This window comes from Paenarthrobacter aurescens, from assembly GCF_025421775.1.
Classification (GTDB): Bacteria; Actinomycetota; Actinomycetes; order Actinomycetales; family Micrococcaceae; genus Arthrobacter; species Arthrobacter aurescens_B.
In genome coordinates this window covers 336,344-359,572 of record NZ_JAOEFX010000002.1, presented here as the reverse complement: position 1 = coordinate 359,572, position 23,229 = coordinate 336,344, and the positions used below count along the sequence as shown (strand labels likewise).

The 23,229-nt window shown below is 63.7% G+C and carries 23 protein-coding genes; 12 read left to right on the top strand and 11 right to left on the bottom strand.

Features of this window, described 5'->3' with window-relative positions; all coding sequences use genetic code 11:
* Positions 1–235: 235 nt before the first annotated feature.
* The 4 genes from N7568_RS05010 (at position 236) to N7568_RS04995 (ending at position 4,178) form a co-directional block, all read left to right on the top strand.
* A complete protein-coding gene (locus N7568_RS05010; protein ID WP_261608798.1) occupies positions 236–1,105 on the top strand; it encodes an FG-GAP-like repeat-containing protein in 870 nt (289 codons plus the stop codon).
* A gap of 76 nt (positions 1,106–1,181) precedes the next feature.
* A complete protein-coding gene (locus N7568_RS05005) occupies positions 1,182–1,454 on the top strand; it encodes a PLD nuclease N-terminal domain-containing protein (RefSeq protein WP_261608797.1) in 273 nt (90 codons plus the stop codon).
* 342 nt (positions 1,455–1,796) lie between these two features.
* Positions 1,797–2,867 carry a hypothetical protein gene (locus tag N7568_RS05000; RefSeq protein ID WP_261608796.1) on the top strand — a complete coding sequence of 357 codons (1,071 nt, stop codon included), beginning with the start codon at positions 1,797–1,799 and terminating at the stop codon, positions 2,865–2,867.
* A gap of 123 nt (positions 2,868–2,990) precedes the next feature.
* Positions 2,991–4,178: a TerC family protein gene (locus N7568_RS04995; RefSeq protein ID WP_261608795.1), complete on the top strand. Its 1,188-nt coding sequence runs from the start codon at positions 2,991–2,993 to the stop codon at positions 4,176–4,178.
* 20 nt (positions 4,179–4,198) lie between these two features.
* On the opposite strand, the gene N7568_RS04990 is transcribed toward N7568_RS04995, so the two are convergent.
* The 4 genes from N7568_RS04990 to N7568_RS04975 all read right to left on the bottom strand — a co-directional run bounded on the left by N7568_RS04990 (position 4,199) and on the right by N7568_RS04975 (position 7,826).
* On the bottom strand, positions 4,199–4,801 hold the full coding sequence (locus N7568_RS04990; RefSeq protein WP_261608794.1) for a TetR/AcrR family transcriptional regulator: 603 nt from the start codon (positions 4,799–4,801) through the stop codon (positions 4,199–4,201).
* A gap of 28 nt (positions 4,802–4,829) precedes the next feature.
* The gene (locus N7568_RS04985) at positions 4,830–5,675 is read right to left on the bottom strand and encodes an alpha/beta fold hydrolase (RefSeq protein WP_261608793.1); all 846 of its coding nucleotides are present in this window, start codon (positions 5,673–5,675) and stop codon (positions 4,830–4,832) included.
* Positions 5,676–5,707: 32 nt separating this feature from the next.
* On the bottom strand, positions 5,708–6,703 hold the full coding sequence (locus N7568_RS04980) for an NADP-dependent oxidoreductase (RefSeq protein ID WP_261608792.1): 996 nt from the start codon (positions 6,701–6,703) through the stop codon (positions 5,708–5,710).
* Between the two features lie 130 nt (positions 6,704–6,833).
* The gene (locus tag N7568_RS04975) at positions 6,834–7,826 is read right to left on the bottom strand and encodes an AraC family transcriptional regulator (RefSeq protein WP_261608791.1); all 993 of its coding nucleotides are present in this window, start codon (positions 7,824–7,826) and stop codon (positions 6,834–6,836) included.
* Positions 7,827–7,906: 80 nt separating this feature from the next.
* On the opposite strand from N7568_RS04975, the gene N7568_RS04970 reads away from it, so the two are divergent.
* The gene (locus N7568_RS04970) at positions 7,907–8,362 is read left to right on the top strand and encodes an anthrone oxygenase family protein (RefSeq protein ID WP_261608790.1); all 456 of its coding nucleotides are present in this window, start codon (positions 7,907–7,909) and stop codon (positions 8,360–8,362) included.
* Here the strand turns inward: N7568_RS04970 and N7568_RS04965 are convergent.
* Complete coding sequence (locus N7568_RS04965; protein ID WP_261608789.1) at positions 8,359–9,723, bottom strand: MFS transporter; 1,365 nt, start codon at positions 9,721–9,723, stop codon at positions 8,359–8,361. The genes N7568_RS04970 and N7568_RS04965 overlap by 4 nt on opposite strands.
* Before the next feature lie 191 nt (positions 9,724–9,914).
* On the opposite strand from N7568_RS04965, the gene phnD reads away from it, so the two are divergent.
* Genes phnD through N7568_RS04940 form a run of 5 tightly spaced genes read left to right on the top strand, consistent with a single transcriptional unit; the run spans position 9,915 to position 13,839 of the window.
* The gene (gene phnD, locus N7568_RS04960) at positions 9,915–10,814 is read left to right on the top strand and encodes a phosphate/phosphite/phosphonate ABC transporter substrate-binding protein (protein WP_261608788.1); all 900 of its coding nucleotides are present in this window, start codon (positions 9,915–9,917) and stop codon (positions 10,812–10,814) included.
* Positions 10,811–11,620, top strand: coding sequence for a phosphonate ABC transporter ATP-binding protein (gene phnC / locus N7568_RS04955; protein WP_261608787.1), 810 nt, complete (start codon positions 10,811–10,813; stop codon positions 11,618–11,620). The genes phnD and phnC overlap by 4 nt, the downstream gene beginning before the upstream one ends.
* Positions 11,589–12,452, top strand: coding sequence for a phosphonate ABC transporter, permease protein PhnE (phnE, locus tag N7568_RS04950; RefSeq protein WP_261608786.1), 864 nt, complete (start codon positions 11,589–11,591; stop codon positions 12,450–12,452). The genes phnC and phnE overlap by 32 nt, the downstream gene beginning before the upstream one ends.
* A 9-nt stretch (positions 12,453–12,461) precedes the next feature.
* A complete protein-coding gene (locus N7568_RS04945) occupies positions 12,462–13,229 on the top strand; it encodes a tyrosine-protein phosphatase (protein WP_261608785.1) in 768 nt (255 codons plus the stop codon).
* A complete protein-coding gene (locus tag N7568_RS04940) occupies positions 13,222–13,839 on the top strand; it encodes a TetR/AcrR family transcriptional regulator (protein WP_261608784.1) in 618 nt (205 codons plus the stop codon). Before N7568_RS04945 ends, N7568_RS04940 begins: the two co-directional genes overlap by 8 nt.
* 5 nt (positions 13,840–13,844) lie before the next feature.
* Here the strand turns inward: N7568_RS04940 and N7568_RS04935 are convergent, their stop codons facing one another.
* Positions 13,845–14,582 carry an ANTAR domain-containing response regulator gene (locus N7568_RS04935; RefSeq protein WP_261608783.1) on the bottom strand — a complete coding sequence of 246 codons (738 nt, stop codon included), beginning with the start codon at positions 14,580–14,582 and terminating at the stop codon, positions 13,845–13,847.
* A gap of 223 nt (positions 14,583–14,805) precedes the next feature.
* Positions 14,806–15,783 carry a nitrilase family protein gene (locus tag N7568_RS04930; protein ID WP_261608782.1) on the bottom strand — a complete coding sequence of 326 codons (978 nt, stop codon included), beginning with the start codon at positions 15,781–15,783 and terminating at the stop codon, positions 14,806–14,808.
* Between the two features lie 110 nt (positions 15,784–15,893).
* On the opposite strand from N7568_RS04930, the gene N7568_RS04925 reads away from it, so the two are divergent.
* On the top strand, positions 15,894–16,772 hold the full coding sequence (locus tag N7568_RS04925) for a LysR family transcriptional regulator (protein ID WP_261608781.1): 879 nt from the start codon (positions 15,894–15,896) through the stop codon (positions 16,770–16,772).
* Here the strand turns inward: N7568_RS04925 and N7568_RS04920 are convergent.
* The 4 genes from N7568_RS04920 to N7568_RS04905 are packed head-to-tail and all read right to left on the bottom strand — an operon-like array spanning position 16,759 to position 20,653.
* Positions 16,759–17,784, bottom strand: coding sequence for a LacI family DNA-binding transcriptional regulator (locus N7568_RS04920; RefSeq protein ID WP_261608780.1), 1,026 nt, complete (start codon positions 17,782–17,784; stop codon positions 16,759–16,761). The genes N7568_RS04925 and N7568_RS04920 overlap by 14 nt on opposite strands.
* A 25-nt stretch (positions 17,785–17,809) precedes the next feature.
* Positions 17,810–18,556: a cupin domain-containing protein gene (locus tag N7568_RS04915; RefSeq protein WP_261608779.1), complete on the bottom strand. Its 747-nt coding sequence runs from the start codon at positions 18,554–18,556 to the stop codon at positions 17,810–17,812.
* A 2-nt stretch (positions 18,557–18,558) separates the two neighbouring features.
* Positions 18,559–19,521 (bottom strand): PmoA family protein, encoded by a 963-nt coding sequence (locus tag N7568_RS04910; RefSeq protein ID WP_261608778.1) that lies wholly within the window; start codon positions 19,519–19,521, stop codon positions 18,559–18,561.
* 25 nt (positions 19,522–19,546) lie between these two features.
* On the bottom strand, positions 19,547–20,653 hold the full coding sequence (locus N7568_RS04905) for a Gfo/Idh/MocA family protein (RefSeq protein ID WP_261608777.1): 1,107 nt from the start codon (positions 20,651–20,653) through the stop codon (positions 19,547–19,549).
* 211 nt (positions 20,654–20,864) lie between these two features.
* On the opposite strand from N7568_RS04905, the gene N7568_RS04900 reads away from it, so the two are divergent.
* Positions 20,865–23,207: a glycoside hydrolase family 3 N-terminal domain-containing protein gene (locus N7568_RS04900; protein ID WP_261608776.1), complete on the top strand. Its 2,343-nt coding sequence runs from the start codon at positions 20,865–20,867 to the stop codon at positions 23,205–23,207.
* Positions 23,208–23,229 lie beyond the last annotated feature (22 nt).

Sequence of the window (23,229 nt, the reverse complement as noted above, 5' to 3'; positions counted from 1 at the left end):
GTGTGCGTTTGTGGCAACCAAATGCACAGGTATGAACATGCGGACTGCGGCGTCACCCGCTTGCCGGAAACTCCCTGGCCCCCGGCCACCCCTAACAAAAGCCACCCAATAGGACTAAGCTCCGGTGAATCGATTGATGGCTTTGTTGCTAATGGGGGTAACAGTGATGTTCCGATCAGAATCGACCACGAATCCATGCCGGAAAACGCCCGGAACCCGGAGGCCCCCACTTTTCGTGGGAACGGTTCTGGCAGCGGCCGCGGCTCTGCTCCTGGGGCCGATCGCGGTTCCGGCGCAGGCGAATCAACACACTGTGCGTGCCTTCAGCGTGCCTGCGAACAACTGGGACTACGTCAACATCAACACGGGCTTTGACGACGACGTCCTGGCCCGCGACGCGGCAGGCGACCTCTGGGTCTACCCCGGCGATGGTCGCGGTGGCTGGAAGAAACCCCGCTCCAAAATGGGCGAGGGCTGGAATGTGATGACGGCGATCATCGGTGCGGGGAAGTTCCAGAGTGAATTCAACGACGACCTCCTTGCCCGCGATATCAACGGCGACTTGTGGCTCTACCCCGGCGGCTACGGGTACCTCAAACCACGCACCAAGGTCGGCGTTGGCTGGAACGCGATGACCGCCATCATGGGCCCTGGCGACTTCGACGGCGACTACTGCGCCGACGTCATTGCCCGCGATGTGGAGGGCCGGCTTTGGTTGTATCCGGGCGACCACCAAGGAGGCTGGAAACCCCGGAGCCAAATAGGCGTCGGCTGGAACGTGATGACTGCCCTGATCGGTCGCGGTGATTTCAACGAGGACGGCAAGCGGGACGTCATGGCGCGCGACACCAACGGACGGCTCTGGCTGTACCCCGGTGACGGCAAGGGCGGGTGGCTGCCCCGGATGCAGGTAGGCGAAGGTTGGAACACCATGACGACCATCATCGCCACCGGACAATTCGACAGAAACTACCCCGGCTATTCCCAGATCATTGCCCGCGACACCAACGGCGATTTGTGGCTCTACCCCGGTGTCGGCAGCCGCTTCCTGGAGCCCAGGAAGAAGATCGGAGAGGGCTGGAACATCATGACCGCGCTGGTCTGACTCGACCGAAGCGTCAGCCAAGGGGCCGCACGCAAGGCGGGCTCCGCCGTCGTACGTTTGCAGCGAGAGTGCTAGTTTGGACCGAACCGGCTGGTTCGAGGGGGACGACGTGGGAGCTTGGGAATGGGTTCTGGCCTTGCTGGCGGGACTGTCTGCAGTGTTCGTCATGGGAGCGAACATTTGGGCAATCTTCGATGTCCTACGGCAGGACCGCCTCGATCAAACACACCGGATCATGTGGGTGCTGCTGTTCTTCGTTGTGCCGCTGTTCGGTGTTGTGGTGTGGCTTTACGCGAAGCCTCGGCTGGCTGGTTTGGGTAGTGGCACGCGTTTGCGGAAGACGCTCTGAGCGCTGGGGCTGCAAACGTGAATAGGAACGAAAAATAAATGGGAGATCTCCGCGTGCTTTGGACTTGGCCCACAACTTCCGGGGCTGACGAGATCGTCTGTTGCATGGTCGATTATGCGTTCAGCATCCACACACAGGGCGGCATTGTCCTCAGGGTCGAGAATGAGTTCATTTACAAGACTGCTTCGGGCCTGATCCCGGCGGCAGTCTCACAACCTGGGGTTTGGACACACAGTAACCCCATTGAAAGCTTGCTCAAGCGTCAACCAAGCTGCAGGCACTCAAGGCGGGTTCCGACGTCGTGCTCCTGCACCGAGGATTCACAGCTGCAAGGATGAGGACATGGAGCCGCACATCGAGCAATTGCTAAATGGGCCTCGTGGGCGTCGCCTGTGCCTTGAACTGGCGATGGAAATGGACCAGGACATCCGTATCGCCGTCTTCCACCTCGGATACGACCTCGATCCTGGGGCGGGCAGGTCGCGGAGGATGTTGACCATGTCTCCCTCGGGGGAGGCGCCGCCTCCCCCGCCAGAGCCGACTGTGAATGAGCTCGCAGCATTGATCACGTCTTTGGATCTCAAGGGCATCACCAACGAGCTGGTTCAGAAGGCTTTGGAGCGGGCCGTTGATACCGCCCGGTATTGGCAGGAGCCCGACGGCGAGGACGTTCTTGCCGCCGTGTCCGAGATAAGGAGTGCGCTAGCCCACGTAGCAAACGGGGTTCTTCGGACACCCGCCGCAGAATCCTGGACCCGTGAGGCTGAGGTGAGGCAGTGGAGCATCGATTGGCGTTCAGCGGAAGACCCGGCGCCGCTCTCCGGCAATCCCCGACAGAAACTGGCAGAGTGGGCGCGCAACCAACGGGCCGGGGAGGTCCGTGCTGCGCGGGAACGCCGTGCAGACATCAGGGCCAACGTGGGTGGCGAGTGGTGGTCAATACCCCACAACCTCATGCAGTCCACCGGGCAGATTCCCCAGGGCCTGGATCTGGTGGAGGACTCGTTGGGGTGGGAGAACGCCACCGCCATCCCAGTCGCCGGAACTGGACAGATCCTGGAGATCGGGACAGCTGCGGATTGGATCCAGCTATGCCGGGAATTCCCATTGAATGTCACCGCATCCCGCAGACACGACTGGTTCCGCACGACGGGCCGGGACGGACGCTGGGTCATCCCTGACTGGGAAAAGGCAAGCTCACGATGGGACGCTGTCCACCTCACCGTCGCTGGATACCTTCACTTGGCAGGCCACGCACTTGAAGTGGACCCGGCCGAAGGAACGGCGAGTGTCATCGCCGGTTGGAACCCCGACACCACGTTCTGGCTCAACGACGTCGTCCGTGAATCCGGGGAGCCCCGCCAACATTGGCTCAGGCCGCATAACCAGGACGAGTGGACGCTCCAGGGCTAGCCCATTGAATAAAGATCCTGCCATTCGGTTACCACCCGCCCCACCACTCCCGGTAAATTTGATTCCAAGAGTTTGACCCTCGGTGAGCAACACCACTCGCGCGCCTCACGAAAGCAGGATCATATGACCGTCTCTCCCCTCATCTGGGGCATCACCATCGTCGTCATTCTGGCGCTCTTGGCCTTCGACTACTTCTTCCACATCCGGAAGGCCCACGTCCCCTCACTCAAGGAAGCGGCCATCTGGTCCTCCATTTACGTGGGCCTGGCCGTGCTGTTCGGAGTATTGGTCCTGATATTCGGCGGCGGCCAAATGGGGTCCGAGTACTTCGCCGGCTACATCACGGAGAAGGCCCTCTCGGTCGACAACCTGTTCGTGTTCCTGATCATCATGGCGAGCTTCCGGGTGCCGCGTGAGGATCAGCAGAAGGTCCTGCTCTTCGGCATCGTGTTCTCGCTGATCGCCCGCACCGGCTTCATCTTCCTGGGCGCAGCGCTGATCAACTCGTTCGCGTGGGTGTTCTACATCTTCGGACTCATCCTGCTGCTGACGGCAGGCAACCTGCTCAAGCCCGGCGACCACGGGGACGGCCAGGCGAACAACTTCATCATCCGGCTCGCCAAGAAGCTCTTCCACACTACGGATAAGTACGACGGCGACAAGCTCTTCACCATGGTCAACGGCAAGCGTGCCCTGACTCCGATGCTGCTGGTGATGGTGGCTATCGGCGGCACGGACATCCTGTTCGCGCTCGACTCGATCCCGGCGATCTTCGGCCTCACTCAGAACGTCTTCATCGTCTTCACCGCGACGGCGTTCTCGCTGATGGGCCTGCGCCAGCTCTACTTCCTGATCGACGGCCTGTTGGATCGCCTCATCTACCTTTCCTACGGCCTGGCAGCGATCCTCGCGTTCATTGGCGTCAAGCTGATCCTCCACGCCCTGCACGAGAACAACCTGCCGTTCATCAACGACGGCGAGCACGTCAACGTCATCGAGATCACCACCGGCCTCTCCTTGAGCGTGATCATCGGCGTCCTGATCGTCACCGTGGTGCTCTCACTGATCAGCCCAGCGGGCAAGGCCCAGACGGCCATCAACAACGCCCGCCGCCACGCCGTGGACTACCTGGACCTCGACTACACCGCTGACGCCAACGAGCGCGAACGCATTTACCGCGCACTGACGGCGGAAGAGGCGCAGATCGTCCAGATGCCGCTCAAGTATCGGAATAAGGCCAAGGACGTGGACAAGATCCGCGAGCAAGTGACCGAAGCCCACCGCCAGCACGAGGCGTTCCTCAACCGCTAAGGTCCGCCAAAGCCAAGAAGTCAGGCGCCCAGGAGCACGCTGATCTGGTCCCGGATCTCGTCGCCAACCTGGGCGTCTGTCAGTTCCATAGTGGCCGAGGACGTCATGCTGATAAACATGATCGCAGTGACGATCCGTGCCAGCTTGGCGGGGTCGCGGGCAAGCAATTGCTCGTCACGGCCCAGGACTTCGGCAATGGCTTCTTCGGTGCGTATGGTCAGCGACAGCGCTTCTGCGTGGTGCGGCTCCGCCGGATCCCCGAAGACGATCTCCTTCAGGTACGTCCGGCCGTTCTCGATCTGGACGCGGTTGCACTCGACGATGGGACGGATGATGGCCATCACCGCGTCAAGGACCGATACTTCAGCGGCGGCCGCTTCGACTCCCGCGTCGAGCGCTTGGGCGTATTTGACGTTGTGCACCAACAGAAGCAGCTCCGCCTTGGTCTTGGCGTACAGGAACAAGGTTCCCGAACCGACGTCGGCCTTTTCAGCTACTTGCTGGGTGGTGACCTCATCCACTCCGTACTGGGTGAAGAGTTCACGGGCAGCCGCCGTGATGCGGTCAAGCTTTTCCTGCTTATTCCGCTCACGTCGGCCAAGGGTCTGGGGCGCAGGCTGCATTCAGCTACCGTATCAGCGGACCGACCATTCAGCGCCCCAGGAATTCAAGGGCTACCGGGACAAACCTGTCATGGAACTGGAAGATGCCACCGTGCCCGGAGTCGGGGTAGATGACCAGTTCGCTGCCCGGAATCCGCTGGTGCATGTCGTTCGAAAGCACTGAGGGCACCATGCGGTCGTTGTCGCCGTTGGCGATCAGCGTCGGTTGGGTGATGCCCCCAAGATCGGCCGACGGCGACAGTCCCCACCGGCGGATGGCTTTCAGTTGCGTCTGGAATGCAGCGAGCTTGAAGGGTGCCTCGCGGTTGGTGGTGCGTTTCTTGAGTCGGTCGATGAAGGCCCGGGCGGCGAGCTTACCGGCGGCGTTCCTGTTGAAGAAGAGGAACTCCTTGGGATCCTGCCGGGTGAGGGTGCCCCTAAGAACGTCGTAGTACGTGATTCCGATGATGTTCTGGATGCCTTCCCCACCGGCAGGGCCCGTGCCGGCGAGTACCATCTTGCGAACAAGCCCCGGGTGCTTAAGGACCAGCGCCTGGGCGATCATGCCGCCAAGGGAGAATCCGAAGAGATTCACCTGCGGATAGCCGAGGGCCTGGATGAAAGCAGCGGCATCGTCGGCCATGCTTTCGATGCTGTCCGGAACGCTTCCCGTGGACGCACCCACGCCACGGTTGCTGAAGGTGATGACGTGGTGCTTCGCAGCGATGGGATCGATGATGTGCGGATCCCAGTTGTCCATGGTCCCGGCGAGGTGAATCAGGAAGACCACCGGAACCCCGCCCTTGAGCCCCATCTCCCGGTACGCGTACGTGACACCACCGGCTGTCACTGTCTTCGCCGGCACCTGCACATACGACTGCTGTTCACTGCTCATGATGTTTGTCCTGTCGGGGTGTTGGATTGTGGTTAGAGATGGCTGACGACGGTCTTGCCGCGGACGCCGCCCTTTTCCAGGGAAGCAAGGACATCGGCTGTCTGATCGAACGGCACCACGCGTCCCAGTACCGGCTTGATGTGGCCGTCGTCGATGAGCGCAGCAATTTCCTTCAGCTGGCCGCCATCGGCGCGCATGAAAAGGAACTCGTAGGTGACGCCAAGGCGGCGGGCCTTGCGGCGGATACCCGAGCTCAGCAGGGTAGTCACACCCAGCAGTACAGGGTTTCCACCCAGCTGTCGGGCGAAGCCGGCATCCGGCGGCCCAGCGATGCCGATGGCTTTGCCACCCTTCTTCAAGACCTTCAAGGACCGCTCCAGGTTCTCGCCGCCAAGGCTGTCCAGGACGAGGTCGTAGTCGTGGAGGATCTCCACGAAGTCCTCGGTGCGGTAGTCAATCACTACGTCAGCGCCGAGCTCACGGGCAAAGTCCTTGTTCCCTGCGCTGACCGTGGTGGCTACCGTTGCACCCAAGTACTTGGCCAGCTGGATGGCAATGGAGCCCACTCCCCCGGCGCCGGCATGGATGAAAACCTTCTGGCCGGGACCGACGTTCCCGCGCTCCACCAGCGCCTGCCACGCCGTCAAAGCCACCAGCGGAAGTGAGCCCGCTTCCTCCATGCTGACGGTGGCCGGTTTGATGGCCAGGTCTTCGTCGGCGACGGCGATGCGCTCCGCGAACGTGCCGATGCTGTCTTTGCCAGGGCGCGCAAAGACCTCGTCGCCGGGCGTGAAGGAGCGCACCTTCGGCCCCACCTTCAGGACCACGCCGGCAACATCATGGCCAAGAACCTGCGGCAGCTTGTACGGGAGGATCTGCTTGAACTCCCCCAACCGGATCTTCTCGTCCAGCTGGTTCAGGCCGGCCGCGTGAACCTCAACCAGCACATCGTGGTCGCCGAGCACCGGCTCCGGGACGTCGACCTGCTGCAGGGGTTCCTTGTACTGGTTGAGGACGAAGGCTTTCATGGGGGTTCTCCAATGACTAATTTACTGACTTAACTCAATTATGAGTGCACTCAGTTATTTAGTCAATGTTTAGTCCACAGATCCCCCATCTGAAGTCAGTCGCGGTTCTCGGCGGCAGCTTTCAAGACGCTCACCGGCGCCGGTCCGCTGAAGATGATTTACCGGCGCCTTCCGTTCGGCCGGTTGCCGCCTGCGCGGACCGCCGGTAGCCGCTCGGGCTGACGCCGTACTCCCGCGAAAACGCAGCACTGAACGTGAAGGCATTGCTGTAGCCAACCTCCTCCGCGATGACCGCCGTAGTCGCATTGCTGGAGGCTAACCTGTCGGCAGCCAGCGCCAGTCGCCAGGCGCTGAGGTACGCCATGGGTGACTGCCCGACGGCGGCACGGAAGCGGGCGGCCAAGGTGGCCCTTGAGACGTGGCACCCTAGCGCCAACCCGGCCACGGTCCACGGCGCGGCCGGCTCCTGGTGCAGGAGTTCGAGGGCCTGCGCAACCACGGGTTCGCGGGACGCGTTTGCCCACGTACCCTGAGGCGCGTCTCCCCGGTCCACGCAGGCGCGCACAAGGTCCAGCAGGAGAAGATCCAGCAGCCTGTCCAGCGCACTTTCCTGTCCCGGCCGTTGCTGGGTGAGTTCCCGTTCCAGCATTCCCAGCAGGCCGCCGTCGAGGTCTTCCTCTCCGAAGACCGCCAGCCTGGGCAGCACTGACGTGACCAACTGGCCCACAGCCGCCGGCGACTGGTACGTGCCGATGAGCAGGACTGTTTGGCCGAGGGCACTGTTGCCCCACGTCAGCACACCCCGGGAAAACGTGAGCTCCAACTTTTCGCCGCTGGGGGTGCGGCAGGACTGGTCTGCATCGATAACCACGGTGGCTTCCCTGTCGGGAACATCAGCAACGATATAGGGTTCCGGCCCACGGACTGTCGCCGCCTGACCCTGCCGGAGGAGTTGAGGTTCAGCGCCGTCCGCAGTGATCCATGCTTCCCCGCGCACCACGACGATCACGGTCAGGGCGGCCTGGTCCTGGACGTCAATGGCGAAGGGTGGATCCATCACCACGCGGAGGGCAAATGCCGCCTGCGCCCGTGGGCCAGTGAGGAACTGCGATAGAGGATCCATGCGGTCAGCTTAGACGTCTGCGTATGAAAAGTGGATCCTTGACTATTCATCGTCCACTCCGGCGAGGGCAGGCTTGAGGCATGACAACTTTGAGCACTTGGCTTCCCGTAGCAGCAGGAACGGGTTCGGCCCTGGTGGGCGGTTTCTACTTCGCCTTCTCCGCACTCGTGATGCCCGCACTCCGGATGCGGCCGGCAAGCGACGCGGTTGCCGCTATGGACGCCATCAACCAGAAGGCGGTAACGCCGCCGTTCATGATCCTGTTCTTCGGCTCGGCCGCCGCCTCCGCTGGCGTGGTGATTGCCGCCGTCGTCGATCCCGGAAGCCAGCCGCCGCTCCGGGTGGCAGGCGCTGTGGCCTGCCTGGCCGGATTCCTCTCCACCATGGCGATCAACGTGCCGCTCAACAACCGCTTGGCCCAAGGCTCCAGCCAGGATTGGAACCAGTTCCTGCGGGGCTGGGTTCCGGCCAACCACCTGCGCGCCGCCCTGTCGATCGCAGGCGCGGCGGCGCTGCTGATCCCGCTGAATCCCTAAACCGCGGGCTTCCGCCACATGACAGCCAGCACCAGCACCACGGCACTGAGCCCCAGCATCACCAGGACCATGATCCCCCAGTTGGCCTGGTTCACGCCCGGGCCGTAGAGCACGCCGATCAACACCGTGGCCGTGATAGCGCCGAGGTAGCGGCAGGTTTGGAAGATGCCGGCCGCCACTCCCCTTTCCTCGGGCCTTGCAGAAACGTATAGCCCTTGGTTGGACGCGGTGCTCACCACGCCATACGGCACGCCCATCAACGCGGTCAGCACGAACACCAGCGGCGCCCACAAAGTCATGGTCAGGAACCCCAGCGTTCCGGCCGCAACAGTAAGAATCAGCACACCGGCGATGAGGACGGGACGCACGCCGAACCGCTCAATGAACCGCACCGTCAGTGGCGTCACCACAACCGACAACGCCGCAAGGGGCAGCATCAACAGGCCCACCACACCGGCGTCGTAATGTCCCGCTTCCTGCAGCAACTGCGGAAGGCCGAAGAACGCAAAGTAGTAGACCCCGCTGAACACAACGAACAGCAGGTAGACCAGCAGCAGCGGCCGGTTCCGGCCCAGCAGGCGAAGGTCCAGGAAAGGCGGCTGGAAGCGCAGCTCGCGCCAGGCGAAGAGCGCGCCGATCACCGTGGCGGCGCCAAGCAAATACCAGCGGTATCCGGGCATGACGTTGAGCAGCGCCATCATGGCCAGCATCAGCGAGGTGACGAAGGCGAGGATGCCGGGGATGTCGGAGTCGCGGATCAGCTGGCCAAGCCTGCCGGTCTCGCGCCCGGAATCGACGGGCGCTACCTTGTAGACCACGATCATGGCGAGCAAAGCGATGGGCACGTTGATCGCAAAGAGCGCCTGCCAGCCAACCAGGCTCACCAACAGCCCGCCCACCACCGGGCCGACGGCAGCGGCAGAGGTGTTCGCCATCTGGATCCGGCCCAACGGCCGCGTGGACGGCACGTCAGACAACCGGCTCAGCTCGGTGACCATCACGACGGCGGACGGGTACGCCGTCGCGGTCCCAACGGCCATGAGCGCACGGGCCACGCAGACCAATGCGAAGTTGGGCAGGAAGGGCGCAATCGCGCAAGTAACCGCGACCAAGGCCATACCGAACATGAACAGGCGGCGTGGGCCAAAACGGTCAGCGAGCCGGCCCATGAGCGGTTGCCCGGCGGCCGAGGCTAGGTAGAACGAGGTAATGACCCAGGTGACCGTGGCGACGTCGAGCTCAAAGTGCTCTCTCAGGACCACCAACGCAACGGCGATCATGGACGAGTTCAGCGGATTCAGCGCCGTCCCGAGGCTCAGCGCAGCGATCGCGAGTCCGGGGCGGGGTTTGTTGGCGGTCACCCAACCCAGTCTGCTCCATTGTTGCCTCGGGTCACGAAACAGGGTCACAGGGCGGACTTTTCGGGCGAGCAGCGGCGAGCGCTAACAGTTAACCTCCGCGCCATTTCAAGTACGGCAGTCTCGTAATTCCGATTCAGATACTGCTGGTTTCGTAATTCCGTCACCCCCAACACATGACGGAAGGCACCACCATGCACGCTCGTGCAGGCATCATCGCAACTTCGTTCATCGGCCTCCTGGCCATCGGCGCCCTCGCAGGCTGCTCCGGAGACGCCAACGCAGCCGGCGCCAACAGCACAAAAACAGAGCTCGTCTTCGCCACTCCCCCGGGCACCGACGATCCCGACGAGCAAGCCATCATGGCCGACCTCGCCACCATGGTGGGCGACGCCTCCGGACGGACCATCACCAACCTCCAGCCGGCCGATTACCTCGGAGTCGTGGAAGCCGTCCGGAACGGATCCGTGGACGTTGCAGTCCTCAGCCAGTTCTCCGCGGCCCTCGCCTACAAGACCGAGAGCGTTGACCCGCTCCTGGTATGGCCCGCCAGTACGGAACCAGCCAGCTTCTGCCTGGCCAGGAAGGACAGCGGCATCCAGTCCGCCGCCGATGTGAAGGGCAAGCAGGTGGCCTTCATCGATCCCGGATCCACCACCGGCTACTTCATGCCCAAGTCGCTCCTGGCCAAGGCGGGCCTCACGGACGGCACCGATTACAAGAGCACCTTCGCCGGCTCCCACGATTCCGCCGTCCTGGCCCTCGCCAACGGGAACGTGGACGTCGCCTGCACTGCCCGCCAGCTGTACCCCACGTTCGTCCAGAAGGGTGTCATCAAGGAGGACGAGGTCACCATCATCGCCAAGTCGGACCCCATTCCCGTCGGCATCTCCATCGTGGTCCGAAAGGACCTGGACAACGAGGCCCGCGAAGCCCTCAAGGCCAAGCTGCCCGCGCTCATGGCCGGCAATGAGAAGGTCGCCAAGACGTTCGGGATCACCGGCGAACCCACGGCTGACCCGGAATTCAGCACGTACGCTCCGCTGGTGGACGTGGCGGAGTCCATCGGCGTGGACCTCCAGGACCTCCGATGAGCCTCATGACTCAGGCGGAAAGCACGACGGCGGCACTCGCCCCTGCCGGGTCGCCCACCGTCCGCGCGCGTCGCTTGCGGGTCCAATACGACGAGCAGGTTGCCCTGGCCGGGATCGACCTGGACGTGTATCCGGGCGAGGTCGTTGCACTGCTGGGCCACTCCGGCTCAGGCAAGTCGACCCTCATGAAGACCCTCACGGGAATCGCACCCTTCACTGCTGACGCGCTGGACGTAGCTGGCCGCCCAGTAGCCCAACAGAACGCCACCGGCCTGCGGGAGCTGCGATCCGACGTCGGATATGTCTTCCAGCACTTCAACCTGGTGCCGCGGCTGACCGCCCTCACCAACGTGCTGACCGGCGGGCTCCACTCGGCCGGGGCTGTGAACATGCTGGGCACATTCAGCAGGGCCCAGCGGACCATGGCGCTGGAGCTGCTGGACCGGGTAGGCCTTGCGCACAAGGCCAAGCAGCCGTGCCGGAGCCTGAGTGGCGGTGAGCAGCAGCGCGTAGCGATTGCCCGCGCGCTGATGCAGCAGCCGCGGCTGATCCTGGCCGACGAACCCGTCGCTTCCCTGGACCCCCGCCTCGCCGGCAACATCCTCGGCCTGCTCCGCGACATTGCCCGTGAGGAAAAGATCCCCGTGATCGTCAGCCTCCACGTAGTGGGCCTTGCCCGCCGCTACGCCGACCGTGTCCTGGGGCTTCACTCCGGCGAGCTCGTCTTCGCCGGCCCCGCCACCACCATCACCGAAAAGGAGGTGCACCAGATTTATGGAACAGACACTGAGCTCCTCGAAAACTGAAGCCCCCGCAGAAGCCTCCAAGACCATCAACACCACCCTCCCGGAAGCTGACCGACTCCGGCTTTCCCGTCCCTTCGGCCTCCCCACACCACGTGGCGCCGCGCTCTGGGTGATTGTCGCCGTCGTCCTTGTTTGGGCCGGTATGGGCGCCGGGTTCAACCCGGAAAAGCTTCTCAGCGGTATCCCCAACATGGGCAACTTCCTGGGCCGCCTGTTCCCGCCAACGTTCGACAAGTTCGGCATCATCATCAAGCTGCTCGTTGAGACCCTGCAGATGGCCTTGGTGGGCACGGTCCTGGGCGCCCTGGCATCGCTGCTGTTGAGCTTCGGCGCGGCCAGCAACATCGCCCCGCGCTGGGTCTACACGTCCTGCCGGGCTGTGCTGAACGTGCTGCGCTCCGTCCCTGAGCTCATCTTCGCGCTGATGTTCGTCTCAGCTGTTGGGTTGGGCCCGTTCGCCGGCATCCTCGCGATCGTGCTGGGCTCGGTTGGCTCGATCGGCAAGGTCTACGCCGAAGCCATGGAATCCGTGCAACCCGGGCCGGTGGAAGCACTGACCGCCGTGGGTGCCAACAAGCGCCAGATCATCAGCTATGCCGTCCTTCCCCAGGCCGCACCGCTGCTGGTCAGCTATACGTTGCTCCTCTTCGAAGGCAACGTCCGCGGCGCCACGATCCTCGGTTTGGTGGGCGCCGGCGGCATCGGCTTGGAGCTTACTACCGCAATGCGCATGTACGATTACGGACACCTCTGCGCCATCATCATCAGCATCGTCGTGCTGGTCACCATCATCGACCGGGTCAGCGCCTTCATCCGCGCCAAACTCAGCTAGGACTCTCCTGTGGAAACTTTGGATCTCTCTCCCGTCAACCTGCGCGACCTTGGTGGCCTGCCCGTTTCCGGCGGCACAACCCGTCCCGGCGTGCTGCTGCGCAGCGATGATGTCTCGGTGATGCCGGCGGCTTTCGCCCAGCAAATGATCGACGACGGCGTCACGTCGGTGATCGATCTTCGCTCACCGGAGGAAGCACTCTTCACCGGGCGGGGACCGTTGACCGTTCCCGGCGTGAGCTACCACCACCTCGCATTGACAGCATCGGTTTCATCGCCGGAGGACATCAGCCACGAGATGATGACCTCTGCCACTACTCCTGCACATGTGGGCGCCTGGTACGCCAACCTGCTCGAAACCCAGGCCCGCCAGCTCGCCCTCGGGGTAACCCTGGTGGCGATGGCCGACGGTGCCACCGTCTTCCACTGCGCGGCCGGTAAGGACCGTACGGGAGTGTTCGCCGCCGTCGTGCTTTCCGCCTTGGGGGCAACTCCTGAAACCATCTCCGCTGACTACGCAGTGACGGCCACCCGACTCCCGCAGTTGTTCCCTCGGCTCCGGGCCATCATGGGCGGGCTCATGCCGGACCGCGTTCTGGACGAGGAAGCCATCAAGGGCATGGGAGCGATGATGGGCGCCCATGTGGAGTCCATGGAAGCCATGCAGAACGTGCTGATCGAGCGGCACGGCAGTGTGCTGGAACCTGTCCGGAGTGCCGGACTTTCAGACGCGACCATTGCCCAACTGCGTGAGCGCCTGGTGATTGCCGATGCCTGACACCGCCGTTGTTGCCGACCGTCGACCAGGCAGGCCGCGCGACACCGCACTGGAATCCACCGTCCTCTCCTCCACAGTGGAACTGTTGCTGGAGCGGGACACTCGTGACGTGACGGTCTCGGCGATTACCGAGCGCTCAGGCGTGAGCCGGGCTGCACTGTACCGGCGGTGGAGCAGCCGTGAAGAACTGATCGCCGCCGCCCTGGACAGCGTTCGGTCGAGCATTGGCTTCCGACGCAAGGACACCACACTGGAGACGATCCTCGCCTCGTACGAGGAAGCCGCGATCGACGTCGACGGCAAGGTGGGTGCGCTGGTGAAAAAGCGTGTGGCCATGGGCCTGGAGAACGACGAACTCCGTGCCCTGTCCTGGAACCGGCACGTGTCCCGGCGGCGTGAACCCATTGCCGCGGAGATCAGGCACGGCATCACGTCCGGCGAGCTCTCCCCGGACGTGGATGTCGAGTCGATGATCGACCTCATCAACGGCCTGTATTACTACCAGTTCGTGGTGCGGCCCGCGGGTACAGATGCCGCGTCCATCGCTGAAACCCGGGAGCGTGTGCGGAACGCCGTGAAGCTGGTGTGGGACGGTGCGCTGCGGCGGTAAGCGCGCTACTCCTCGAAGTGCGTGGTGACCTTCCCCGACGAGACGGCAGCGATGATGGACGTGGCGAGGTGCCGCAGCTTGATGTTGCGGTTGCTGGAGGCCGTGCGAAGGATGGTGAAGGCCTCTTCTTGGCTGCATTTGTTCTGCGCCATGATCGCTCCGACGGCGAGGTCGATGACGGTGCGGGACTGCATGGCCGCCGCGAGGTCGTTCCTGGCGTCGCTGAGTTGTGCGATCTTCAGGGCGAGACGCAGCGACTTCGAGGCATGCGACGCGAAGACCTCGGCACGCTCCACGTCGAACTCGCTGAAGGCGTTGGTCCGCTCCGAGTAGAGGTTCAGGGCCGCCCGGGTATCGCCCTCCACCAGGAGAGGGACGCTGAGGATGGACCGAAGTCCCTGGTGCGACGCGGCCTCCACATAGTCCGGCCAGCGGTGCTCACTCAGGAGGTCCGACACAAGGACGGGGGTCAGCTTGTCCATGGCCGTGAGACACGGCCCCTCATAGTCGTTCTGAAGTTCGTCCATGACGCGGGCGCGATCGTCACTGCTGGCAGCGGTGGCCGACTTTTTGCGGCGAAGAACGGTGATGCCGCAGAAGACGGCGGCACCGGGACACGAGAGCGTCTCGGCTGAAAACTCTGCAAGATCGCTGAGAAAGGCCTCGACATCTTCGCTGCCGAGAACGAGATCCAGAAAGTATCCGTTTTGGAGAGCTTCCTGCTCGGGGCGGGGGTTGACCATGGCACGTTCCTACTGACTGAAATGCGTCCCCAGCAGACAGCAAAGGAGCGAAGATTGCCGCCCTCTGCAAAACGGTCTTGCATAACCATAACGTCCAACGATCACCGGTACAAAGTTGGCCCCGGGACGTGTTGACCTGCACCTATGCAGACCCGCGGAGCGATGGTTCGTCAACTCCAGCCACCCCAAACCCAACGGTGCCCGGAGCCCGTTGGAACCCCACTTAGACCTGAACGGGGTCCGTGGAGAAGCGTGCCGCCCGCGCGCCCAACTCGTTGCCCTGGGGACGACTCAGGACGTCATAGAGTTCCGGCCGGCGACCACGAATCCACCTGCGTCCCGTTGACATGGGTATAAGGCCCAGGTCCAAATCGGCCGTCACCACGGCCTCATCGGCCACCCATGTCTCGGCCACAATCGATCCGTAGGGATCGATCACCATTGCATTCCCTGTCCGGATTTCATCATCGTCACGGCCCACGCCGTTGCTGAAGAGAACGAAAATCCCATTGTCGTGTGCACGGGCGGGCAGCCACCGCATGAGCCATTCACGTCCGTTGGGACCCCGGAAGGCGGCCTCAATAGCCGCAGGATCTGCTTCACGGTTTTCCCACAACCCAGCCGGGACGGGCTTCATGCCGCGCGGGCTGGCTGAGTTGGTGCCGCCCGTCTGATGGGGCGCGATCAGGACGGTTGCGCCGAGTAGCGCGGTAGCGCGAACGTTTTCCACCAAGTTGTTGTCCCAGCAGATCAGAATCCCCATCTTGACTCCCCAAGGCGTATCAAACACTGTGAACCCGGAGCCGCTCCTGATGGCCTCATGCTCGAACGCATGCAATTTCCGATGGGTGTGAACGGTCCCGTCCGGAAGGCAGAAGGAGTACGAGTTGTAGAGTTGCTTGTCGTCGTCGACCTCCAAATATCCAACGCCGATGCCCACGCCAAGCTCTTCGGCCAGCTCTTTGACAGCGCGGACGTGTTCGCCGCGCTCGGATTGCGCCAACTGGAGCAGGCGCTGAGGGGTCTGCTTCCGTAGATGCCAGTAACCGATGAGGCACATTTCCGGGAACACGACCAGATGGGCGCCGTCCGTTGCAGCCTTGTTGGCGAGGCGGCGGACGGTCTTCAGATTGAGGTCCGGGCGATCGGGGACCGCCTCGAATTGAACAACTGAGGCACGGAGGGTGGGGGTGGCGGGCATTGTTTCTCCTTAGGCTGCGACTCCTTCCATGCTGGTCTCCCCTTCCCATTCCGTCCAATGAATATTTGATGCGATTTGATTCCTTTTTGGAATGAACCTATGGTCCATGAATGGAACTACGTCTGTTGCGCTCCTTCATTGCTGTTGCCGAAGCCGGGAATTTCGGTCTGGCGGCGAAGTCACTCTCCACCACGCAATCCAACCTGACCAAGCAGATCCAATTCCTGGAGCGGCAATCAGGAAGCCTGCTGTTCACGCGGGGACGACACGGGGCCGCACTCACCACTGCCGGAGAAGCGTTGCTTGCCGATGCGATTGACCTTGTGCGCAGGGCGGACGCACTCACCCAGAGAATGGAACGTGTCGCAGCGGGGGCGGAAGGTGTGCTGAACGTCGGATTCGGCATGTCAGCGATCGACGTTGCCCCGCGCGCCGTGGCCGATTTCCGGACCAAACACCCCGCGATCGACATCGGGCTGGAAGACATGTCATCGTCGGTGCAGTTCGATGCCTTGCGCAGCGGGGCCCTTGGCATCGGTTTCGTTCGACTGCCGGCCCCACCAGACATTGCCACCCGGATGATTCGCCGCGATCGCTTGGCCCTTGCGATTCCGAGCGCTGAACCGGTTCCCCCATCCACGCGTGAATCACTCCGGGAGTACCTCGACGGCCGCCCCGTCATCCGTCTGGATCCGGAACGCGGCCCCGGCCTGGCGGCTCAAACCGGCATGCTGTACACGGACCTTGGCGCACATCCACATGTCCTGTACGAAACGTCCGACCTGCTTACAGTGCTGGCGCTCGTCGCCGCAGGCGCCGGCTCCGCCGTTGTTCCCGCCAGCACATCCGCCATCATTCCTGAAGGCGTACGTTTGGTGCCCATCGACCTTGAGTCCTCGACGTGGAGCATCGGAACCGCGTGGTTGGCCGGAAACAAGGACCCGCTGGTCCCCCTGTTCCTGGAATCCGTCGAGGCTAGCGGGCCCTAGCCGCCGCCGTCGAGCCCCTCACTACCAATTCAGTTCCCAGCTCAATCCGCTGCGGCAGCTCCTCATCACCTTCGAGGTGCCGGAGCAGCGCGCGCATGGCGGTTTCTGCCATCTGGACCACGGGTTGGCGGATGGTGGTGAGGCCGGGTTCGATCCATTCGGCTGCGGGAATGTCGTCGAAGCCGATGATCGAGAGGTCCTCCGGGATGCGTAGCCCGGCGGAGCGTGCTGCGCGGTAGGCTCCGAGCGCCTGGGCGTCGTTCCCGGTGAAGATCGCCGTGGGCCGCTGGGGAAGCGCCAACAGGGCCTCGGTCCCTCGCGCCCCGGACTCGGTGGAGAAATCGCCGGGCACCATCAACGAAGGGTCAACTTCCACGCCGGCACGCCTCAGTGCAGCCAGGTACCCATCCTCGCGTGCACTGCTGCACTGCAAATCTTCACGCCCACCGATCATGCCGATCCTGGTGTGACCGAGCTTCAACAGGTGCTCAGTTGCCGAGAAGGCACCGTCCCAGTTCGCGGCACCAACCGTCATGAGGTCCGGCCCCGGCTGACCCACCGGATCGATCAGGATCACCGGAATGCCGAGCGACTTGATCCGCTGGATCTGCTTGGAGTCCAGTTCGTACACGGCGAGCAGCACGCCGTCGGACTTTCGCTCCGCAAGGTTCGCCAGCCACGGGCGGATCCGCGATCCATCCAGCGACAAGCTGCTGACCACGGTGCCGTACCCGGCCTCCTGCGCAACGCGTTCCACGCCCTCGATGATCTCGCACGCCCATTCCGAGCCCATGCCCGGGAATACGAGGTCGATGAGGCCGGCTTTCTTGCTGCGCTTGGCCGGCCGCCGCGCATAGTCACGCCTGGCGATGATTTCTTCAACCTTCGCGCGGGTGGCTGCTGCAACGTGGGCATGGCCGTTGAGGACCTTGGAAACCGTGGGCACGGACACGCCGGCCTCCCGGGCGATCTCGCTGATCGTAGCCCGCCCCGAGTCCTGCTTGGTCACCATGGGTCCCCACCCTTCCAGCCAGGAATCACGTCCCGACGATTGCAGTTTCGGAAAGTTCCCAGGCCTGGATACGACCACACATGCCGTAAATCCGGCGGGTTTTCCGTTCGCCCATCGTAGTCCTCGCATCCTGCAAGTAGAAACTTTCCATCGACTCAAGAGACTCCAACTGCTTGCCGGTCACGACCGCCTGCCGCTCCGCTCCCCCGCTGAGAAGGTCCCGCCAACCCGCCGTCTTGGCGCTGACCAACCGCGCAGCCGACGCGTGGAAATCGGCGAGCGCCGCAACGCCCGATTCCAGCACGGCGGCCTTCAACTCCAGATACCCCTCCAAAGCCAGGTCCCGACGACGGCGCGCGGCCGCCTCCGCAGCCGCGTCACCGCCGTCGGCGTTCTTTGACTGCAGGGACGCTGCGCGTGAGTAGGTCTCCACGTCCACCAGGTGCTCGGGCGGGAAGGTCATGACGGCGTCGCCGTTCTCGGGCAGCCCGGCGTTCTGCATGACAACCAGCACCCTGAGGTCGCCCGAGTCATTGATGGCACGGTGCACGGTGCCCGGTGTAAACCAGACAACCGTCCCGGGAGCCAGCGCCGTGGTGGTGAAGCCACGCGAGTCCAGCGTCTCCAAGCGGCCGGTCCCTTGCTGCACCACATACGCCTCTGTCGACGCGGTATGCAGATGGGGCGATCCGCCGGCCGCGCCGTCCAGGCCCGGCCAGTGGTAGATGCTGACCTCAGAGACCGCCGTGGCGCCAGGAAAGGAGGTGCACATGGTCAGGCCCAAGCATCCAAGGCGCCCTTGGCGGCGTCGGCGAGTGCAGCGGCTTGCTGGTCTTCCAGGGACCCGTCGGAGATCACGACGGCGTACCGGTACGTGAGCGGTTCGCCCTCCTTGAGAGGGACTACTTCGCTGAAGAACGGGGCCGAACCCAGGCAGGCGAACATCGAGGAGCGTGCGAACCATTGGTTGGAGGCACCCGGGTTTTCCTGGTCCTCGACGAACATGATGCTGGACTTCCGGCAGGTGAGGTCGTGCTGCCCGGTGAAGGCGATCCAGGCTGAGCGGGTGCCCATGAACTCGTCGGCGCCTGTCCCTGCCTCGGAGCGGAATTCGCCGCCGGTGAAGGAGCGCGGTCCCCTCCAGAACAGGCCGCCGTAGCCTGCGTTGTCCCGGCCCTCCGTGGTGGGGCTGCCGATGCCGATTTCTGTGCCGGAAACGTTGCTCATCTCCGTTTCGAAGAGGAGGGCCCACGCATTGCCTGCGGGCAGCAGTTGGACTCTGAACCGGCGCTTCTCGGCGATGAGCGGCTTGCCTTCCTGCCCGGACCCGGCTGGTTGCCCGGTCCAAAGCAGGGACTCGGCGGCCGTGATCCCTGCGCCGGAATCTTCGATGCTGGTAAAAGCCTTGTGGTTCATGGCCCCGTTGTTGTCCAGGTTCGCGTAGCCGGTCTCGCGGGTGTAGGTGGCTCCGCCCCAGAAATTGTGTTCACCCACGTTGGGCAGTGCCCACGACAGGCCCTTGTGCCACACGTGATCCCACGGCCTGGAGATGGTGACTTCGTCGCCTTCCAAGGTGGTGAGCGGGTGGAAGAACGGTCGGGGGCTTTCGTATTGCTCGTCGTCGGGCAGATACGTGTAGGTGGCGATGTCCTGGGCTCCAACGGTGAAAGTCAGGGATCGGCCATCGTCGGTATAGCTAATGGTCCCGGTCAGGGCGGTCTGGGCTGTGGTGGTCATCAGGGATCTCCGGTTGGGTGTGGGTTTAGGCGCGGGCTGTGGAAGCAAGGACACGGGTGCCGCGTCCTTCGCCATCCATTCCCTCGTAGAAGGCATGGCCCGGAACAATGTCTCCGCGCCTCACGGGCTGGCCGGTGAAGGCAGAGGCGTAAATCGCGGCAGCGAACTCCAGCGTTTGCCGCGCTGAGTCCGCGTCGGCTGGGAGCGGCAGTCCGGCGTCGAGCGCGTCATACATGGCGAGGAACTGCGCGGAGTGGCCGCTTCCCCGCTCCAACGGCTGCCCGGCCCAGGCGCCCGCAACGGCGTCCTCATGTCCGGGCGCCGCCGTGATGGTCCAGTCCTTGGTGCCGTAGCCGTAGAGGTGGCTGAGTTCGATCGTTGCGAATTCGCAGTCGACGCGGATGTCCGAAGTTTCGCGCGGCGAGAGCAGTGAGTTGATGACGGTGGCGGCGGCGCCGTTCTCGAATCGGACCAGCGCGGCCGAGAAATCCTCGGTGGAGGTGGCCCGGGCTTGCCGCGAGGCGATGGCGTTGACCTCTTCCCACGGGCCCAGCAGGTGGAGGAGAAGATCGAACTGGTGGATGCCGTGACCCATGGTGGGTCCGCCGCCCTCGGCCTTCCATGTACCGCGCCAAGGGAGGTCGAAGTACTCGTCGGGGCGGTACCAGAGGGTGTCGCAGCGGGCCACCAGCGGACGGCCGAAGTCGCTGCCGCCAATCAGGGTTCGGGCCGCGGCTGAGGCGTCTCCGAAGCGGTGCTGGAACACGCACGAGAACTGCGCACCACCCTTGGCTGCCGCGGAATGAAGGCGGTCAAAGTCGGCCAGGCTGAGGGCTGGCGGCTTTTCGGACAAGACGTGCGCGCCGGCTTCGAGGCACTCAATCGCTTGGTCGATATGCATCATCGGCGGGGTGCACAGGTGCACGATGTCCGGTTTGGCTTCGGCCAGCAACTCGGTGAGGCTCCGGTAGCGGCCGGATATCCGGTGCTCGTCGGCGAAGGACTGCAGGCGTGCATCGTCAACATCGCACGCTGCCACCAACTCCGCCCGGTTGTCGGTGCGGGCCAGGTTGGACGCGTGCACTGCCGCGATTCCCCCCGTTCCCACGATGGCCACTTTGTACGTCTGCATGTGAGCTTCTCCGTCAGGATTCGATGTGGTGATTTACGAAAGTTTCTTAGCGGTTATGGAAGTTCTCCGACATCCAACGCGTTGTGCTTCCGCTTCAGTGACCAACGCTACGAAGGACGGTTAGGCCAAGTCAAGGGTTTAGGACTATGGAAAGTAAATGGATGTTTCTGATAGTTTCTAAAAACAATCAACTGACTTCAAGGAGAAGCCCGTGAGCACCGGCGCCGCCGATCAGCAAGCACTTGCCCGCATTCCAGCGTCGGACGTCGTCGAGCACCTCATCCGTGAAATGACCCTTGAGGAGAAGCTCGCGCAGTTGGTGGGTGTGTGGGTCAACGCTTCCACTGACGGCGACTCCGTTGCTCCGCTGCAGAGCCAGATGGCCGGAGACACCCGCTCGTGGGATGACATCATCGCCAATGGGCTCGGGCAGATCACGCGCATGTACGGCACCGTTCCAGTGGAGCCCGCCGAGGGTGCCCACCGCCTGGCCGCCGCGCAGTCACAGATCATGGCCGCGTCCCGTTTCGGCATTCCGGCGCAGGTTCACGAGGAATGCCTGGCAGGCCTGGCGGCGTGGAAGGCCACCGCCTTTCCCGTCCCGCTGGCGTGGGGTGCCACGTTCAACCCTGCTCTTGTGCGGCAGATGGCGTCACGGATCGGGACCAGCATGCGGTCCCTGGGCGTTCACCAGGGCCTGGCTCCGGTGCTGGACGTTGTGCGCGATCTCCGGTGGGGCCGCGTGGAAGAGACCATTGGCGAGGACCCGTACCTGGTGGGGACGGTGGCAACCGCCTACGTCCAAGGCCTCGAATCCACTGGCATCGTTGCCACGCTCAAACACTTCGTCGGCTACTCAGCTTCCCAAGCGGGCCGCAATCACGCGCCCGTCTCCATGGGCCCCCGCGAACTCGCAGACGTCATGCTGCCGCCGTTTGAAATGGCGATCCGCCACGGCGGTCCCCGCTCGGTGATGCACGCCTATACCGACGTCGACGGCGTACCGGCCGCCGCGAACCGTGCCCTCCTGACCGGGCTGCTTCGTGAGGAATGGGGTTTCGCAGGGACTGTGGTTGCCGACTACTTCGGCGTCGCGTTCCTTGACGTTACGCACGGCGTGGCCGCAGATTCCGGTGACGCCGCAGTGCTGGCCCTGAGCGCCGGCGTCGACGTCGAACTTCCTACAGTTAACTGTTTTGGCGAGCCGCTGCTGCGCCGCATCCAGGAAGGAGCGCTGGGCGAGTCCGTTGTTGACGACGCCCTGCGACGGGTCCTGACGCAGAAGGCCGAGGTAGGGCTGTTGTCGCCTGACTTCTCTGCTGTTCCGCCAGCGATGTCCGGTGTGATTGATCTTGATCCTGCCGAAAACCGTGCGTTGGCGCGACAGTTGGCAGCCCAGTCCTTGGTGTTGTTGAGCAACCGGGAATTCGGTGGGGCTCCGACCCTGCCTCTCGATCCGGCCGGTTCGCTGGGCGTTGTGGGACCACTGGCCGACGACCCCTTCGCGATGCTCGGCTGCTACTCCTTCGATGCCCACGTCGGTGCCTCCCATCCCGACGTGCCCATGGGTATTTCAGTACCTTCAGTTGCGGACGTCGCGGCTAAGCGCTTCGGGACTTTGCTTACGGCTGTCACCGGCAACTGTGAGTCGGCCACGGAAGAACAGATCGCCGAAGCCTGCCAGGTAGCTTCCTCCGTGGACACCTGCGTGGTGGTGGTCGGCGACAACGCTGGACTGTTCGGCCGCGGCACGTCGGGCGAAGGCAACGATGCCGCCGACCTCCGCCTCCCGGGCGACCAGCACCGGATGCTGGACCGTGTTTTGACCACGTGCGCCGATTCCGGGACACGTGCCGTGGTGGTGGTGCTCAGCGGTCGGCCCTACGCTTTGGGCGACTTCGTTGACCGCGCCGATGCGATGGTCCAGGGCTTCTTCCCCGGGGAGGAAGGCGGTCCGGCCCTCTGGGATGTTCTAACCGGCGTCGTCAATCCCTCCGGCAAACTGCCCGTCTCCGTGCCACGCTCCCCCGGTGGCCAACCCGGCACGTACCTGCATTCGAAGCTCGCTGGACCCAGCGGGGTCAGTGCACTGGACCCCTCGCCTTTGTTCGGCTTCGGGCACGGCCTGTCCTATACGACCTTTGAGCTGTCCGGGCACCAGTGCAGCGCACCCACGATGTCGACGTCGGACTCGATCACCGTGAGCTGTACGGTCACGAACACTGGATCGCGTGGTGGCGCCGAGGTCGTTCAGCTGTACCTGGAAGATCCAGTGGGCGAAGTGGTTCGTCCGGTGCGCGAGCTGATCGGATACTCGCGCGTCGAGCTGGAAGCCGGGGCGTCCGCCGTCGTGAATTTTGTGGTTCACGCCGACCGGACCTCCTTCACCGGCCTGGATCTTCAACGAGTGGTGACGCCAGGGCTGGTGAAGCTGCACGTTTCGACGTCCAGCACGTCCGACGCCGCCTCCCATGAGGTGATCCTGCACGGGCCCCGCCGCGTAGTGGGGTTCGAGAGGGAGATGCTGACGCCGGTGGAGGTGCGGCGGGGCTAGCGTTCCTGCTGCGGGTAGGCTT